The following is a 14,480-nucleotide window of genomic DNA, read 5'->3' as shown; positions in this document are numbered from 1 at the left end:
AGTCTACTCCACCGTCATCCCGGCGCGCTTCACCACCGGCGCCCAGCGGGCGCGGTCCTCGGCGAAGAAGCGGGCGAAGGCCTCCGGGCTCTCGCTCGGCTCGACCTCGACACCGCCCTCGAGCAGGCGGCGGCGCAGTCCCGGGTCGTCCAGGACGGCGTTCAGCGCGGCATGCAGCTTGGCGATCCGGTCGGGCGGCGTGCCCCGGTGGCCAACAGGCCGAACCATGTCGCCGCCTCGATCTGCGGGAAGCCCTGCTCCCCGGTGGTCGGCAGGTCCGGCATGGCGGCGCTGCGCCTGGTACCGGCGATGGCGATGGCGCGCAGCGCGCCGGACTGGATGTGCGGCTGCATCGGCGCCAGCGCATTGGTGAAGACCTGCACCCGGCCGGCCACCATGTCGTTCAGCGCCGGGCCGGTGCCGCGATAGGGGATGTGCTCCATCTCGACATCCAGCGCCTGCAGCAGCATCGCGCCCGCGGCATGGCCGGTGCTGCCCACGCCGGGCGAGGCATAGGAGAGCGGCGGGTCGCGCCGTGCCGCGGCCTGCAGCTTCCTTCAGCGTGGTCACCGGCAGCGAGGGATGCACCACGATCACGTTCGGCCCGAGCGCCATGAGCCCGATCGGCGCGAAGGCCGTGGCGACGTCGTAGGGCACCTTCGCCTGCACGAGCGAGGTGATGGTCAGGCTGCCGCTCCCGCCGAGCACGATCGTGTAGCCGTCCGGCGCGGCCCGCGCCACCACCTCTGCCCCCAGCATGCCGCCGGCGCCGCCGCGGTTCTCGATGACGAAGGGCTGGCCGAGCCGCGTTGCCATGCCCTCGGTCACCAGCCGTCCGATGATGTCGTTGGTGCCGCCGGGCGGCCAGGGGATGACCAGGCGGATGGGCCGGTCGGGGAAGGGCGCCTGGGCGCGCGGCGCCACCGGCAACAACAGGGCGAGGATGAACGCGAGCGGCGCGGCAGCATGGAGGTCCTTCCCGGTCCCGCGGTCGCCGCCGCGGAGGAACGGCATGAGACACCGGGGATGCCGCCGGGGAAAGGCCCGCCGCCGCAGCTTCCCCGTGACAGCCGCGGCATCGCCCCAGCAGAATGGCCGCAGGCGCCCGGCCCCGATGCGGCCGCACGGGCGCAACGGGAGGCCATGATCCATGCATCGCCGCACCCTGCTCGGCGCCGCCGCGCTGCCGCTGCTCGCCACGCCGGCCCTCGCCCAGGCGGGATGGCCGGCGCGGTCACTCCGCATCATCATCCCCTGGCCGCCGGGCCAGTCCACCGACATCCAGGGCCGGCTGGTCGCCGCCTGGCTGTCGGAGCGCCTCGACCAGACCGTGGTGCCGGAGAACCGGCCGGGCGCCGGCGGGCAGATCGGCACCAATGCCGTCGCCAAGGCGCCGCCCGATGGCTACACCCTGCTCTCCGCCTCGATCGGGCCGATCACCTTCAGCCCGCTGGTGCAGCGGACGCCCTATGACGTGGAGCGCGAGCTGGCACCGGTCATCGCCTTCGGCCCGGCGCCCTTCATGCTGCTGGTCAAGCCCGACTTCCCGGCGCGGGACCTGCGCGGCTTCTTGGCGCTGCTGCGCGCGAACCCGGGCAAGTTCAGCCACAACTCCTCGGGCGTCGGCGGGGCGCAGCACCTGCTGACCGCGCTGTTCAACGCCAAGGCCGGGATCGAAGCGCTGCACGTGCCCTTCCAGGGCAGCGCTCCGGCGCTGGCGGCGCTGCTTGGCGGCCAGGTCGACTACGGCATCGACACGCCCGCAGCCGCCTGGCGCATGGTGCAGGAAGGGCAACTGCGCGCGCTCGGCCTCAGCACCGCGAAGCCATCCCCGCTGGTGCCGGGGGTAGCGCCGATCGCCACCTCCGGCGGGCCGCCGGACTACGACATCGGCGGCTGGAACGGGATCATGGTGCCGGCCCGGACGCCGCAGCCGATCATCGACCGGCTCGAGGCGGAGATCCGCGCCGGGCTGGCGACGCCGGCGCTGCGCCGCCAGTTCGAGTCGGTCGGCGTCGAGGTCGAGCCGAAGGGGCCGGCGGAGATGATGGCCATGCTGCGCGGCCTCTGGGGCAGCTTCGGGCCGCTCATCCAGCAGCTCGGCATCCGGGCCGAATGAGCCGCATGCGTCGCCGCAATGCGCTCGCCGCCCTGCTCGCCGCGCCGGGGCTGGCGCGCGCGCAGGCCGGCGCGCCGATCCGCCTGCTGGTGAACGGCACGCCGGGCAGCATCTCCGACATCCTCTGCCGCAGCCTGGCGGAGGGGCTGCGCGAGCGGCTCGGGCGACCGGTCGTTCCCGACAACCGCTCGGGCGCCGGCGGCTTCGCCTCGGTGCTCGGGGCCCGTGGCCAGCCGGCGGACGGCAGCGTCCTGGTCCAGGCGAATATCGGCGTCACCGCGCTGGCGCCGCTGGTCTTCCGCCGCCCGCCGATTGACCCGGATGCCGAGCTGGCGCCGATCTGCCACCTGACCGAGAGCCCCTTCGGCCTCGCCGTGCGGGCCGACGCGCCGGGTGGCGGCACGCTGCAGGGCTGGCTGGCTGCGATGCGGGCGCGCGGCGGCGGCGAGGTCGCGGTGAACAGCGCGACCGGGCTGCCGCGCTTCATGGTGCATCGCCTTTCCGTCGTCTCCGGCGTGCCGCTGACCCCGGTGATCTACCGCAGCAGCGGCGCCATGCTGCCGGACCTGGAGGCGGGGCATGTGCCGGCCGGGCTGACCATCGGCGGTGAGTTCATCGAGCAGCACCGCGCCGGCCGCCTGCGGCTGCTGGCGCAGAGCCTGGGCGAGGGGCGCTGGTCCCTGGCGCCGGAGGTGCCGCGGTTCAACGAGCAGGGTCTCGGCGACTTCGTCGCCAGCGCCTGGAACGCGCTGTTCGCGCCGGCTGGCCTGCCCGACCCGCGAGCCTTGGCGCTGGCCGAGGCGGTGACCGCGGCGCTGCATGCGCCGGATACGCTGGCGCGGCTGCGGCCGATGGGGCTGGAGCCGACCGGCGGGACGCCGGCGCAGCTTCGCGCCCGCATCGCCGCCGACCGAGCACGCTGGGCGCCGGCAATCGAGGCGAGCGGGTTCAAAGCGGACGAGCCGTAGCTGGGGGCGAAAGAAGTACCCTCGCCAAGCTCCACCCATCCTTTTCGTGAGTCGACCGTCGCCGGGCGGCGGGTGCCAGGGCCACAGAAATAGACGAGGGGCCTGGGGGAGAATACCTTCTCCCCCAGCCTTCTTTCCTTCAGCCCCGCCGGCGGAAATCCGCCGCGCGCATCGTCCCAAGCTCGCTCAGGATCATCGGCCACAACCGCAGCCCTTCTTCCAGCGAGGACAGCCGGAAGAACTCGTTCGGCGCATGCGCGTCCTCGTCCGGGCTGGCCAGGCCGAACATCAGGCTGTCGATGCCGAGCCTTTCCTGGAACAGCGTGGTGATCGGCACCGTGCCGCCGAGCCGCGTCACCGCCGGCCGGCCGCGCTTCTCCCGCACCAGCACCGCCGCGGCTGCGGCGCGCAGCGGGTGGTCTGCTGCCAGGGTGAAGGCGCGGGTGCCGCCGGGCCGGTAATGGAAGTCGAGTGCTACGCCGGCCGGCGCATGCCGCTCGAGATGCGCCCTCACCGCCGCCTGCGCCGCCGCCGGCTCCTGGCCCGGGACCAGCCGCATGGTCAGCTTGGCATGCGCCTCGGCCGGGGTGACGGTCTTGCCGCCATCGCCGGTATAGCCGCCCCACATGCCGTTGACCTCGACGGTCGGCCGCATGGTGGTGCGCTCGCGTACGCTGTAGGCGGGATCGCCGAAGGGCGTGGCGCCGAACTCGGCATACCAGGCCGCCTCGTCGAAGGGCAGCGAGGCGGCCTCCATCCGCAGCGCGTTGGACAACGGCGGAATGCCGTCGTGGAAGCCCTCGACCGTTACACGGCCCTGCTCGTCGTGCAGCGAGGCGACCAGCCGCGCCATCTCGTGCAGCGCGTTGCGCATGGCGCCGCCGACCTTGCCGGAATGCGCATCCTTCGCCGCGGTGCGGAGGCTGGATTGCAGCGCGCAGATGCCGCGGCAGCCGATGTTCAGCGCCGGTTGCGGGCCTGCCGCGCCGCCGCCATCGGCGGAGAGCATCGCATCGGCCGCGAGCAGGTCGCGATGCGCCTCGATCAGCGCGGGCAGGGAAGGGCTGCCGACCTCCTCCTCGCCCTCGAGGAAGAGCTTCACGTTGAGCGGGCAGCCGCCCTCGACCGCGAGGAACCCCGCCACCGCCTCGATCGCGACGGTGGTAGAGCCCTTCACGTCGGAGGCGCCGCGGGCATAGAGCCGGCCGTCCCGGATCGTCGGCTCGAAGGGCGGGGAGTGCCACAGCGGGAGGATCGGCCGGCTGAACGTCGTAATGGCCGTAGATCATGATGGTCGGCTTGTCCGGCCCAGCGCCGCTCCAGGCGCCGAAGATCGCCGGCTGGCCGCCGGGGGCATCGAGCAGGCGGACCTCGGTCAGTCCCATGGCGCGCAGCCGGTCCAGCAGGAAGTCGCGGGCACCGCGCATACCCTCGGCGAAGGCCGGATCGGTGCTGACCGAGGGGAAACGGATCAGTGTGCAGAGCCGGTCGAGGATCGCCTCCCGCTGCCCTGCCAGGTATTCGGCCACCCGTTCGCTCATGCCGCCCGCTCCGTGTCCCGCGGCGGCAGCTTCGTCCTGCGCGGCACGGTGGGCAACCGGGGCGCGGCGTTATTCCGCCGGGGCTTCCTCTTCCTCGAAATCGTCGGAGAAGAGGTTCATCAGCCCGCCGGTCGCGGCCGAGCGCCCGGCCAGCTTGCGTCGTGCCACCGCCTCGATCTGCTCCTGCGCCGCAGCGAAGCAAGGCAGGACGTCGGGCGGGCGGAGCCAGCGGCGGTTGCTGATGTCCTGCAGGGCGCCGAGCGAAATGGCACAGGCAAAGGCGGTGCCGTCCACCTCGACCTCGAACAGGACGCGACGACCGTCGACCCGCGCACGCAGCGCCGGCTTCGCCTGGGGAGCCTTGGACATGAGGTGATCCTCCAGCCGAGGCGGGCTCGGACAATGACGTTGCCCCGATGCAGGCGGAAGCTGGCCCGGGTACTACCCAGATGGGGCCTGAAGGCGCGCAGCACAACCGGCCGCGCCGCATCGGCAGCAGCCTCGCGAGCGGTTCAGCGTCGCAGCGTATGCAGCGCCGTCGCCAGCACCATCGCCACCCCGGCCGCGGCCATGACTGGAATCGCTGCCGCCGGGCCCCAGCCATCGGCCAGTGCGCCGATCGCCAACTGCCCGGCCGGGCCCATGCCGATGCAGGTGGTGACCAGGCCGAGCACGCGGGAGCGTGCCTCGGGTGGCGCCTGGGTGACGGGCAGGGCGGTCTGCAGGGCGGCGAAGAGCGCCGTGCCGACGCCGCCCAGCATCAGCACCGCGACGGCCAGCGGCAGGGTCGGGGCGAGCACCACCAGCAGCAGGCAGACCAGGAAGAAGCCGCCGCCCGCCAGCATCAGCGCCGGCGAGAGCGGCACGCCGCGGCGGGAGGCCAGGACCAGCCCGGTCAGCAGCGCCCCGGCCGGCTCGGCGGCGGAAAGCAAGCCGATCTGCACCGGGCTGGCGGCGAAGGCCAGCGTCGCGAAGGCCGGCAGCACCGCGATGAAGCAGAAGCCGAAGACGTTCATCGCGATGGTGATCAGCACCACCGCCTGCAGCACGCGCATCCGCCGGACCACGCCAACCGCATCCGCCATCTCGGCCAGCAGCAGGCGCGGGACGAAGCGCCGGGTCGTCTGGTCATGGCGGACGCCGGCCAGCAGCGTGAAGGTCAGCGCGTAGCAGCCGGCGGCCACCAGATAGGCCGCGGGCAGCCCGAGATACTGGTACAGCGCGCCGCCCATCAGCGGCCCGGCCATCCGCGTCGTGTTCGCCGTCAGGCTGTCGAAGGCGACGGCGGTGACCACGTCGCGCTCGCCCGCAACCTCGGTCAGCATCCGGCGGCGCGAAGCCATCTCGCCGGTCCAGACGAGGCCGCCGAGGAATCCCTGCGCCGCCAGGTGCCAGACCTGCAGCATGCCGGACAGGGCGAGCGCCAGGACGACGAGCGCGCCGAGGCAGGTCGCGGCCTGCCCCGCCATCAGCAGCCGGCGGCGGTCCAATACCTCGGCCAGCGCGCCGGCGGCGGCGCCCAGGACCAGCAGGGGCAGCGCCCGCATCAGGGCGACCATCGACACCGCGAGCGCCGAGTGCGTGGTCTCGAAGGTCCAGATCGCGGCGACCAGGATCTCCACCCAGCGCATGGCATTGGCCATGCCGCCCACCGCCCAGAGGCGGCGGAAGGCGGGCAGGGCGAGCAGCCGCCGCAGCGGGTGCATGGAGTCTTCGATGTCCCGTGGCATGGCTGGCGTTGCCGGCAGCCTTGCCCGGCGCGGTGCGGCTGCCAAGGGGCTGGCGCGGGCGGCGTTCCGGTGCAGGATGCCGGAAAGCAGATCCGGAGGAGACATCCCATGCCCTACGCCCCGTCCGAAGGCGCGCGCATCTGGTACGAGGAGGCAGGCCATGGCCTGCCGATCCTGTTCATCCATGAATTCGGTGCCGACCACCGTGAATGGGAGGACCAGGTGCGGTTCTTCTCCCGCGAATATCGCTGCATCACCTATGCCGCGCGCGGCTACACGCCCTCCGACGTGCCGACCGACCCGAAGCTCTACGGCCAGGACTTCGCGGTGAAGGATGCGGTCGCGGTGCTGCGGCATCTCGGCATCCCGAAGGCGCATATCGTCGGGCTGTCGATGGGTGGCTTCGCCGCGATCCTCTTCGGCATCCGGCATCCGGAGATGGCGATCTCGCTGGTGCCGGCCGGCGCCGGCTCGGGCTCCCCGCGCGAGGAGCAGGCAGCCTTCCGCGCCGGCTGCCAGGCGCGCGGCGACAAGCTGATCGCCCAGGGCTGGCCGGGCAAGCTGGCCGAGGAGACCGGGCACTCGCCGACCCGAATCCAGCTGAAGAAGAAGGACCCGCGCGGCTGGGCTGCCTACATGGAGCGGCTGTCGCAGCATTCCGGGCTCGGCAGCGGCCTGACCATGAAGCACTACCAGGGCGAGCGGGATTCGATCTTCGACTGGGAAGCGGAGCTCCGGACAATGACCGTGCCGACCCTGCTGGCGGTCGGCGACGAGGACGGACCCTGCGTCGCCACCAATGTCTGGCTGAAATCGGTGCTGCCGAATGCGGGCTTTGGCTCTGCCCGCGCACCGGGCATGCGATCAACCTGGAGGAGCCGGCGGCCTTCAACCGGGAGGTCGCGGCCTTCCTGTCCACCGTCGAGCGGGGGCGCTGGACGCTGGGTTGAGCCAGGAGGCGGGGATCAGCCAGCCTCCATTTCCTCCCGCAGCAGTTCGAGCTCCAGCCATTCCTCCTCGGCGGCGGCCAGCGCCGCCTCCTTCTCCGCCAGGGCGGCGCTGAAGCGGTCGAAGCGGGCGCGGTCGCGGCTGTAAAGGTCGGGCGCCATCAGCGCGGTGCGCAGCGTGGCGATCTCCTTCTCCAGCGCCGCCATGCGGTCGGGCAGCGTGTCCAGCGCATGCTGCTGCTTGAAGCTCATGCGTTTCCGCGCGGCCGGGGGCGGCGCGGCCGGCGCGCTGGGCTTCGGCGCGGCGGCCGGCTTCGCCGCGTCCATCACCTTCGCCTCCACGCCGCGGCCGCGCTGCGCCACCATGTCGGAATAGCCGCCAGCATATTCCTGCCAGCGGCCCTCGCCCTCGGCGACGATCACGCTGGTGCAGACGCGGTCGAGGAAGTCACGGTCGTGGCTGACCACCAGCACGGTGCCGGCATACTCGGCCAGCAGCTCCTCAAGCAGGTCCAGCGTCTCGAGGTCGAGGTCGTTGGTCGGCTCGTCCAGCACCAGCAGGTTGGAGGGCTTGGCCAGTGCCCTCGCCAGCATCAGCCGGCCGCGCTCGCCACCCGACAGCACCCCGACCGCCGTCCGCGCCTGGTCCGGGACGAAGAGGAAATCCTTCATGTAGCCGATGACGTGGCGCTTCTGCCCGGCAACCTCCACCTGGTCGCCGCTGCCGCCGGTCAGCGCTGCCTGCAGGCTGACCCCGGGGTCGAGGCTTTCCCGCTTCTGGTCGAGCGTGACCATCATCAGCCCGGTGCCGAGCCGCCACCTCCCCGGCATCCGGCGCCAGCGCGCCGGTCAGCAGGTTGAGCAGCGTGGTCTTGCCGGCGCCGTTCGGGCCGACGATGCCGACCCGGTCGCGCCGGAGGATGCGGGTCGAGAAGTCGCGCACCACCGGCCCTGCGCCGAAGTCCTTGGTGACGCGGTCGGCCTGGGTCACCACGGTGCCGCTGCCTTCCCCCTCGGTCGCCGCCATGCGGACGGTGCCGGCCGCCTTCAGCGTCTCCCGCCGGCGCTGCCGCAACGCCGCCAGTCCCCGACGCGCCGCATGTTCCGCTTGCGTCGGGCGGTGACGCCGTAACGCATCCAGTGCTCCTCCCGCACGATCTTGCGGTCGAGCTTGTGGGCAGCGGTCTCCTCCTCCTCCAGCACCTGGTCGCGCCAGGCCTCGAAGCCGGAGAAACCCTGCTCCAGCCGTCGGGTCACGCCGCGGTCGAGCCAGACCATGGCGCGGCTGAGCCGTTCAAGGAAGCGGCGGTCATGGCTGATCAGCACCAGCGCGCCGCGGAAGGATGCCAGTTCCTGCTCCAGCCAGGCGATCGCCGGCAGGTCGAGGTGGTTGGTCGGCTCGTCCAGCAGGAGGATGTCGGGCGAGGGAGCGAGCGCCCGCGCCAGCGCCGCCCGCCGCGCCTCGCCGCCTGAAAGCCGCCCCGGCGCCTCCTCCCCGGTCAAGCCCAGCTGTTCCAGCAGCCAGCGCGCCCGATAGGGGTCGTCCGCCGGGCCGAGGCCGGATTCGACATGCTCCCAGACCGTCCGCGCCCCGCCGAAGCCGGGCTCCTGCGGCAGGGTCCGCAGGGTGGCGCCGGGCTGCAGGAAGCGGGTGCCGCTCTCGGGCTGGATCTCCCCGGCCGCCACCCGCAGCAGGGTGGACTTGCCGGAGCCGTTGCGGCCGACCAGCGCCACCCGCTCCCCCGCGCCGACCGAGAGGGTCGCGCCGGTCAGCAGCGGCGTGGTGCCGAGATGGAGGTGGATGTCCTGGAGAATGAGAAGGGGCGGGGCCATGCGGCGGGAAAGGGGGGTGGCCGACCCGCCGCGTCAAGCCTCCTGGCGTCAGGCCTCGTCGCCGGGCGCGGCGGGCGGCTCGCGCTCGGCCTCGATAACCGGCGGCCGGGCGATCGCGCTCCAGACCCGGCGCCAGACATCCAGCGGCAGCAGGACATAGGCCTCCGCGCCATGCCGGGTCAGCACCACCGGCCCGCCCACCGCATGGTCGATCAGCTTCGGCACCGCCACTTCGACCTGCGTCATGTCGAAGCGTGGCTGGCCTTCCAGCCCCGGCGCGGGATGCTCCACGCTGCCGGAGCGGATCGCCTCGTCCTCGTCCATCCGCCAGCCGGCCATGTCCGGTGCCACCCCGCAGTTCCGCCGCCCGATACGCCGCGGTCGCTGGCCGGCTATAGCAGGTTGCCGCGCCGCGGGAGAACGCCGCGCCGCGGAAATCCTCGGGAGTGTGGCGTCAGGCGGCGGGCGCCCGGGCCAACGCCTCCAGCACCCGTTCCAGCGTCGCGCGCCCGGCCGCATCCAGGGCGAAGCGCAGCCGCTGCCCCTCGCGGGCGTCGCCGCCCAGCAGCGTCCAGGGCAGCGGCAGGGCGATCCCTGGCACCTGCAGCCTGCCACGGGCGCCGGGCGGCAACGGCGCCACCGGCAGGATGCGGGCGCCGCCGACCGAGATGTCCAGCAGCCTGGCCTCGGCCGGCGGGGCCCCCTCGAGCTCCAGGCGCACCTGGCGCGGCAGCGGAATGCGCGGTGCGGCGCGGCGGTCGACCTCGAGGCGTCGCGCTGCGCACCACCTGCACCAGCGTGCCGCGCAAGCTCGGCGATCGCCGCCCGCGCCTCGGCCGCGCCGCTGCGGACTTCGGCGGCGCGGCTGCCGGTCTCAGCGGTCGCCGCCGAGACCTCGCTGATCCGCTCCGAGACCTCGCGTGCCGCGGCCGTGGTCTCGGCCACCGTCCGGGCGATCTCCTGGGTCGCCGCGGCCTGTTCCTCGACTGCCGTGGCGATCGCCGCCGAGGTATGGTCGATCCGCTCGACCGCCGCGGCGATGTCGCGCACCGCTGCCACCGCCCCAGCGGTCGCGCCGTCGATGCCGGCGACCAGCCGGCCGATCTCCTCGGTCGCCTGGGCTGTCTGGGCGGCGAGCTGCTTGACCTCGCCGGCCACGACGGCGAAGCCCTTGCCGGCCTCCCCGGCCCGCGCTGCCTCGATCGTCGCGTTCAGTGCCAGCAGGTTGGTCCGGCCGGCGATCTCGGCGATCAGCCGCACCACCGCGCCAACCCGGGCGGCGCTGTCCGACAGGCCCTGGATCACTTCCTGGCTGGCCATTCCCTGCGCCGCCGCCTGGCGGGTGGTACTAGAGGCTGCGGCGACCTGCGCCGAGATTTCCCGCACGCTGGCGGAGAGCTGCTCGGTCGCCGCGGCCACCGTTTCGGCATTGCGCAGGGCCTGGTCGGCCGCGATGGCGACCTGGGCGCTGCTGGTGGCCACCGTATCGGCGGTCTGCGCCATGCTGTCGGCATCGGCGGCCATGGCTTCGGCCCGGGCACCGATGCGGGTGACCGCGGCGGTCGCCGCATCCTCCACCCGCTCCGCCATGCCGAGCAGCGCGCGCCGCTTGGCCGCCTCGGACGCCTCGCGCTCGGCGTCCTGGCGGGCGCGCAGCGCCGCGGCTTCGGCCAGCCCGTCACGGAACACCGCCACCGCGGAGGCCATGCGGCCGATCTCGTCCCGCCGCGCCGCGCCGGGGATGTCGGGCACCGGCTCCCCGGCCGCGAGGCGGCGCATCGCCCCGGCCAGCGCGGTGACCGGGCGGGCGAACCCGGCGCCGATCCAGAGGCCGAGCGGCAGGATGCAGGCCAACGCGACGCAGAGCAGCAAAAGGCCGCGCGCGAGGATCCGATCGATCACGGCGAAGGCTTCCGCCACCGGCACCCGCACCAGGCTGGACCAGCCGAGCCCGGCGAGATCCCATGGCGCCGTGGCTGCGGGCGAAGCCGGCCGCCTGGTCGATCCCCTTGCGGGCATGCCGGGCGACCGCCGCCCCGGCTTCGCCCCGTACCGCCGCCGCCGCCGCGCCGACGCCGCGTTCGACCAGGTTGAGCGCGCCGATCACCCCGAAGTCGCGCCGGTAGGGGCCTGGCCGGGCGACCGGGTCGTGGTCCACCAGCACGGTGCCGCCAGCATCCAGCACGGTCAGTTCCGCCCCCGGCATGCCGCTGCGCGCCAGCCTGGCGTGGAAATCCGCGACGATCTGCTCGACCAGGCCGAAATCGGCGAAATTCGCCCAGACCCCCAACAGGGTCCCGGCCTGGTCCCTAACCGGCGCGGCGAAGACGATGCTGTAGCCATCCTCGCCGGGGAAGGCCTCCGCCACTTCGGCTGCGCGAGCGGGAGGCTCGACCACCGTGCCGGTCAGCCCCTCCGGCCCGACCAGGAACTCCCCGCGCAGCGCGCGGCCGAGCCAGGGCGCCGCGGCGAAGGAACGGGCATAGAGACCCTCGGTCCTGATCGCCTTGCCGGCGGCGTCGCGGCTGTTGACGGCCAGGACCTCGCCCTTCGGATCGACCAGCACCGCCAGCTTGTAGACGCCGTAGAGCGCGACGTATTCGTCGATCGCGCGCACCAGCGGGTTGTCGGCGCCCGGCCGGCGCCAGCTGGCCGGGTCATGCGCCACGGTGTTCAAGCCGAAGGCCTGGACGTCGCCGTAGCGCTCGAACAGGTTGCGGTCGATCGTGTCGCTGAGGCTGGCGGCGGCATCGGCCAGGCGGTCCATCGCGCTCCGGCGCAACTCGCCGCGCTCCGCCAGGAAGGCGATGCCGAGCAGGATCGCGGGCATCAGGCCGAAGCCGAGCAGCAGCAGCACGATGCGGCTGCGCATGGCAAGGGTCGGGAGGCGCATGCAGGAGGAATCCGGGTGAAGCTGTGGGCCCCGATGCTGCCCGCAGCCGCGTTAACGGCGGGCGAAGATGCCGGCCTGAACCGCCCGCGGGCCTCAGAAGGCGGCGTGCAGCCGCAGCGCCAGCACCGGGACCGGGCCGCGATCGGCATTGCTAGGCCGGGTTCGCCACCAGCTTGCGCATTGGCGGCCAGGTGCAGGCCGGGCGCCAGGCGCATGTCGTAATAGGCCTCGGTCGTGAGCTCCGGCCGGTAGTTCAGCCGCCCGTCGCCGGTGATGAAGCCGATCCCGCCGGCTGCAAGGAAGCGCCGGTGCGGGTCGGACAGGCCACCGGCGTTGAAGGCCAACCCGATCGTGTCCTGTTGCCGATGCCAGCGCAGCCCGGCCAGCGACAGCCCCGCCGAGACCGACCAGTCCATCTCGGTGAACATCCAGTTCTGCGCCCGGCCGTCGTTCCAGCCGAGCCTGGCGAAGCCGCCGAGTTCGTCCGTCAGTTCCTGTTCGAGGTTCAGCGCCAGCATCCGCTTGGTGCGGAAGCTGCGCAGCGGATCGATGTCGGTCTCGTTCGCCTGCACGGCGCCGGTCAGCGCGTCCCAGCGCGCGGAGCGGGTGCGGGACAGGCCGCCGAGCAGCCGGACCATCCCGGCATGCGGGCCGATCGACCAGGCGCGCTCGACCTGGGTCAGCACCTGCCAGCCCTTCAGCCAGCGCGGCTCGAGGTCGAGCGAATTGGCGTCCCGTGCCACCCGGAAGGCGCCGCTGCGGACCGCCCAGCGGCCGTTCTCCCATTCCGCCACGGCGCCGTCGGTGAAGCCGCGCGCATCGGCGGCGAAATCGAAGGCGCCGGTGCCGACCAGGCCCCAGCCCATGAACTGGGACCGGGCGTCGTGCGCATAGCGGTTGTCGTCGAAGAAGTCCCAGGCCGAGACCCGGCCGGCCGTCAGCGTGATCCGCTCCCGTGCCAGCGGTCCGGTGAAGCGCATCGGGTCGGGGTCCGTGCCGAGGTCGGTCTCGGCCGAGAGGTCGATGGTCTGCCGGACGAAGAGCCGCGAGAGCCAGAGCGAGGGGTCGCGGGTGCCAAGGCGGAAGGCCTCGCCGTTCGGGAAGCTCGCCACGCCGACCGAGTTGGACAGGCCGAAGCCGCGAGTGAGAGACGGCACCGCGACCACCTCGGCATTGCGCCAGAGCCGGCGGCCGAGCACGAGGTCGACCGACTGGGTGTCCCGCGTCTCATCCTTCGGGCTCAGGCTGGACGCGCCCCGGTAGGGCGAGTGGAAGGATGGGTGGGCCTGGACGATGCCGGTGAACTGGCCGCGAAGGAACCAGCCCTGCTGCTCCAGGCGGGCAAGCCATTCCTCGCCGCCCTCGACCAGGGCGTCGATGTTCGGCTGGTAGATCGGCCCGGCGGTGCCGCGCTGGGCGCGCGCGGCGCTGGACGGCAGCAGTGCCGCGCAGAGGCAGGCCGTCCATCCCAGAAGGCGCGCCAGCCCCGCCCGCATGCATCGTCCCCCGGCCTTGCCAGGGCTGTTACGGGAGGCGCGGGGGGACTGCAAGCCGGACACCCCGGCTGTCGCGCAACCGTCACGCTTCGGCCGGCTTTCATTCGCGGGCGCCGCCGCGGGGTTTGACCCGCGGCGCGGCCTCCATCGATCCTTCATCCCCTCCGGGAGGATATCACACCATGGTCGACCGCCCCTTCACCCGCGCGGATCTCGAGCTGCTGCGGCGCTGGGACACGCCGACGATCTGCAACGCGATGGAGATCGTCATGCCGGCCCGGCGCGGCCGCGGCTTCACGCTGCAGCCCTTCGTCGCCGCCGATCCGTCGCTGCCGCCGATCTGCGGCCTGGCCCGCACCGGGCAGATCCGCGCCGCGGCGCCGTCCGGCCGCAGCAAGGACCAGGACAAGGCGGCGCGCATCGGCTGGTACGAATACGTGGCGGATGCCGACCTGCCGACCATCGTGGTGATCGAGGACCTGGACGAGAGCCCCGGCTTCGGCGCGTTCTGGGGCGAGGTGAACAGCAACGTCCACAAGGGGCTCGGCTGCCTCGGCTGCGTCACCTCCGGCTCCTTCCGCGACCTCGACATGCTGGCGCCGGGCTTCCAGATCATCGGCGGGATGGTCAACCCGAGCCATGCGCATGTGCACATGGTCGATTTCGGCCGCGACGTGCTGGTGCACGGCATGCCGGTGATGCATGACGACGTGGTGCATGCCGACCGCCACGGCGCGGTGGTGATCCCGGCCGAGGCGGTGCGGCAGCTGCCGGCGGCAATCGACCTGATCACCCGCAAGGAGGCCGTGATCCTCGAGATGGCGAAGCGGGACGATTTCGACATCGACAAGCTGAAGGACGCGCTGTCGCGGTCGGAGGACATCCACTGAGCCTGGTGACCCGGGCCGTGCGGCCGGACCGCGGATGATGGAGCCCTGATGCCCGAGACGCCC

10 protein-coding genes and 2 pseudogenes are annotated in these 14,480 nt (G+C 73.0%); 4 read left to right on the top strand and 8 right to left on the bottom strand.

The features are described 5' to 3' along the window. Positions 1 to 3 precede the first annotated feature (3 nt). On the bottom strand, positions 4 to 1,014 hold the full coding sequence (locus ACQ86J_RS00540; RefSeq protein ID WP_431269595.1) for a Bug family tripartite tricarboxylate transporter substrate binding protein: 1,011 nt from the start codon (positions 1,012 to 1,014) through the stop codon (positions 4 to 6). A gap of 136 nt (positions 1,015 to 1,150) precedes the next feature. On the opposite strand from ACQ86J_RS00540, the gene ACQ86J_RS00535 reads away from it, so the two are divergent. Together ACQ86J_RS00535 and ACQ86J_RS00530 are read left to right on the top strand one after the other, a co-directional pair. Then, entirely contained in the window at positions 1,151 to 2,119 is a 969-nt protein-coding gene (locus ACQ86J_RS00535) for a Bug family tripartite tricarboxylate transporter substrate binding protein (protein WP_431269594.1), read from the top strand. Then, positions 2,116 to 3,087, top strand: coding sequence for a tripartite tricarboxylate transporter substrate-binding protein (locus ACQ86J_RS00530; RefSeq protein WP_431269593.1), 972 nt, complete (start codon positions 2,116 to 2,118; stop codon positions 3,085 to 3,087). Before ACQ86J_RS00535 ends, ACQ86J_RS00530 begins: the two co-directional genes overlap by 4 nt. A gap of 139 nt (positions 3,088 to 3,226) precedes the next feature. Here ACQ86J_RS00530 and ACQ86J_RS00525 read toward each other — a convergent pair whose 3' ends face one another. The 3 genes from ACQ86J_RS00525 to ACQ86J_RS00515 form a co-directional block, all read right to left on the bottom strand. Further along, positions 3,227 to 4,303 carry a M20/M25/M40 family metallo-hydrolase gene (locus ACQ86J_RS00525; protein WP_431272693.1) on the bottom strand — a complete coding sequence of 359 codons (1,077 nt, stop codon included), beginning with the start codon at positions 4,301 to 4,303 and terminating at the stop codon, positions 3,227 to 3,229. Between the two features lie 394 nt (positions 4,304 to 4,697). Next, complete coding sequence (locus tag ACQ86J_RS00520) at positions 4,698 to 4,997, bottom strand: DUF1488 family protein (protein WP_431269592.1); 300 nt, start codon at positions 4,995 to 4,997, stop codon at positions 4,698 to 4,700. A 143-nt stretch (positions 4,998 to 5,140) separates the two neighbouring features. Continuing rightward, positions 5,141 to 6,358: an MFS transporter gene (locus tag ACQ86J_RS00515; RefSeq protein WP_431269591.1), complete on the bottom strand. Its 1,218-nt coding sequence runs from the start codon at positions 6,356 to 6,358 to the stop codon at positions 5,141 to 5,143. A gap of 108 nt (positions 6,359 to 6,466) precedes the next feature. On the opposite strand from ACQ86J_RS00515, the pseudogene ACQ86J_RS00510 reads away from it, so the two are divergent. Beyond that, positions 6,467 to 6,757 (top strand): annotated as a pseudogene (locus ACQ86J_RS00510) (alpha/beta fold hydrolase); the annotation flags it as partial. A 566-nt stretch (positions 6,758 to 7,323) separates the two neighbouring features. Here ACQ86J_RS00510 and ACQ86J_RS00505 read toward each other — a convergent pair. The 4 genes and pseudogenes from ACQ86J_RS00505 to ACQ86J_RS00490 form a co-directional block, all read right to left on the bottom strand. Further along, positions 7,324 to 9,138 (bottom strand): annotated as a pseudogene (locus tag ACQ86J_RS00505) (ABC-F family ATP-binding cassette domain-containing protein). 48 nt (positions 9,139 to 9,186) lie between these two features. After that, positions 9,187 to 10,917 carry a methyl-accepting chemotaxis protein gene (locus ACQ86J_RS00500; RefSeq protein ID WP_431272692.1) on the bottom strand — a complete coding sequence of 577 codons (1,731 nt, stop codon included), beginning with the start codon at positions 10,915 to 10,917 and terminating at the stop codon, positions 9,187 to 9,189. Next, a complete protein-coding gene (locus tag ACQ86J_RS00495; protein ID WP_431269590.1) occupies positions 10,817 to 12,031 on the bottom strand; it encodes a hypothetical protein in 1,215 nt (404 codons plus the stop codon). The genes ACQ86J_RS00500 and ACQ86J_RS00495 overlap by 101 nt, the downstream gene beginning before the upstream one ends. After that, positions 11,968 to 13,527, bottom strand: coding sequence for a carbohydrate porin (locus ACQ86J_RS00490; protein WP_431269589.1), 1,560 nt, complete (start codon positions 13,525 to 13,527; stop codon positions 11,968 to 11,970). Before ACQ86J_RS00490 ends, ACQ86J_RS00495 begins: the two co-directional genes overlap by 64 nt. 182 nt (positions 13,528 to 13,709) lie before the next feature. Between ACQ86J_RS00490 and ACQ86J_RS00485 the strand changes: the two genes are divergently transcribed. After that, entirely contained in the window at positions 13,710 to 14,417 is a 708-nt protein-coding gene (locus tag ACQ86J_RS00485; protein WP_431269588.1) for an RraA family protein, read from the top strand. The last annotated feature ends 63 nt before the right edge of the window (positions 14,418 to 14,480 follow it).

The sequence above is a fragment of the Dankookia sp. P2 genome, from assembly GCF_050632255.1.
In the GTDB taxonomy this organism is placed as follows: Bacteria; Pseudomonadota; Alphaproteobacteria; order Acetobacterales; family Acetobacteraceae; genus Paracraurococcus.
The sequence above is the reverse complement of the archived record's forward strand: the minus strand, read 5'-3'. Positions and strand labels throughout refer to the sequence as shown.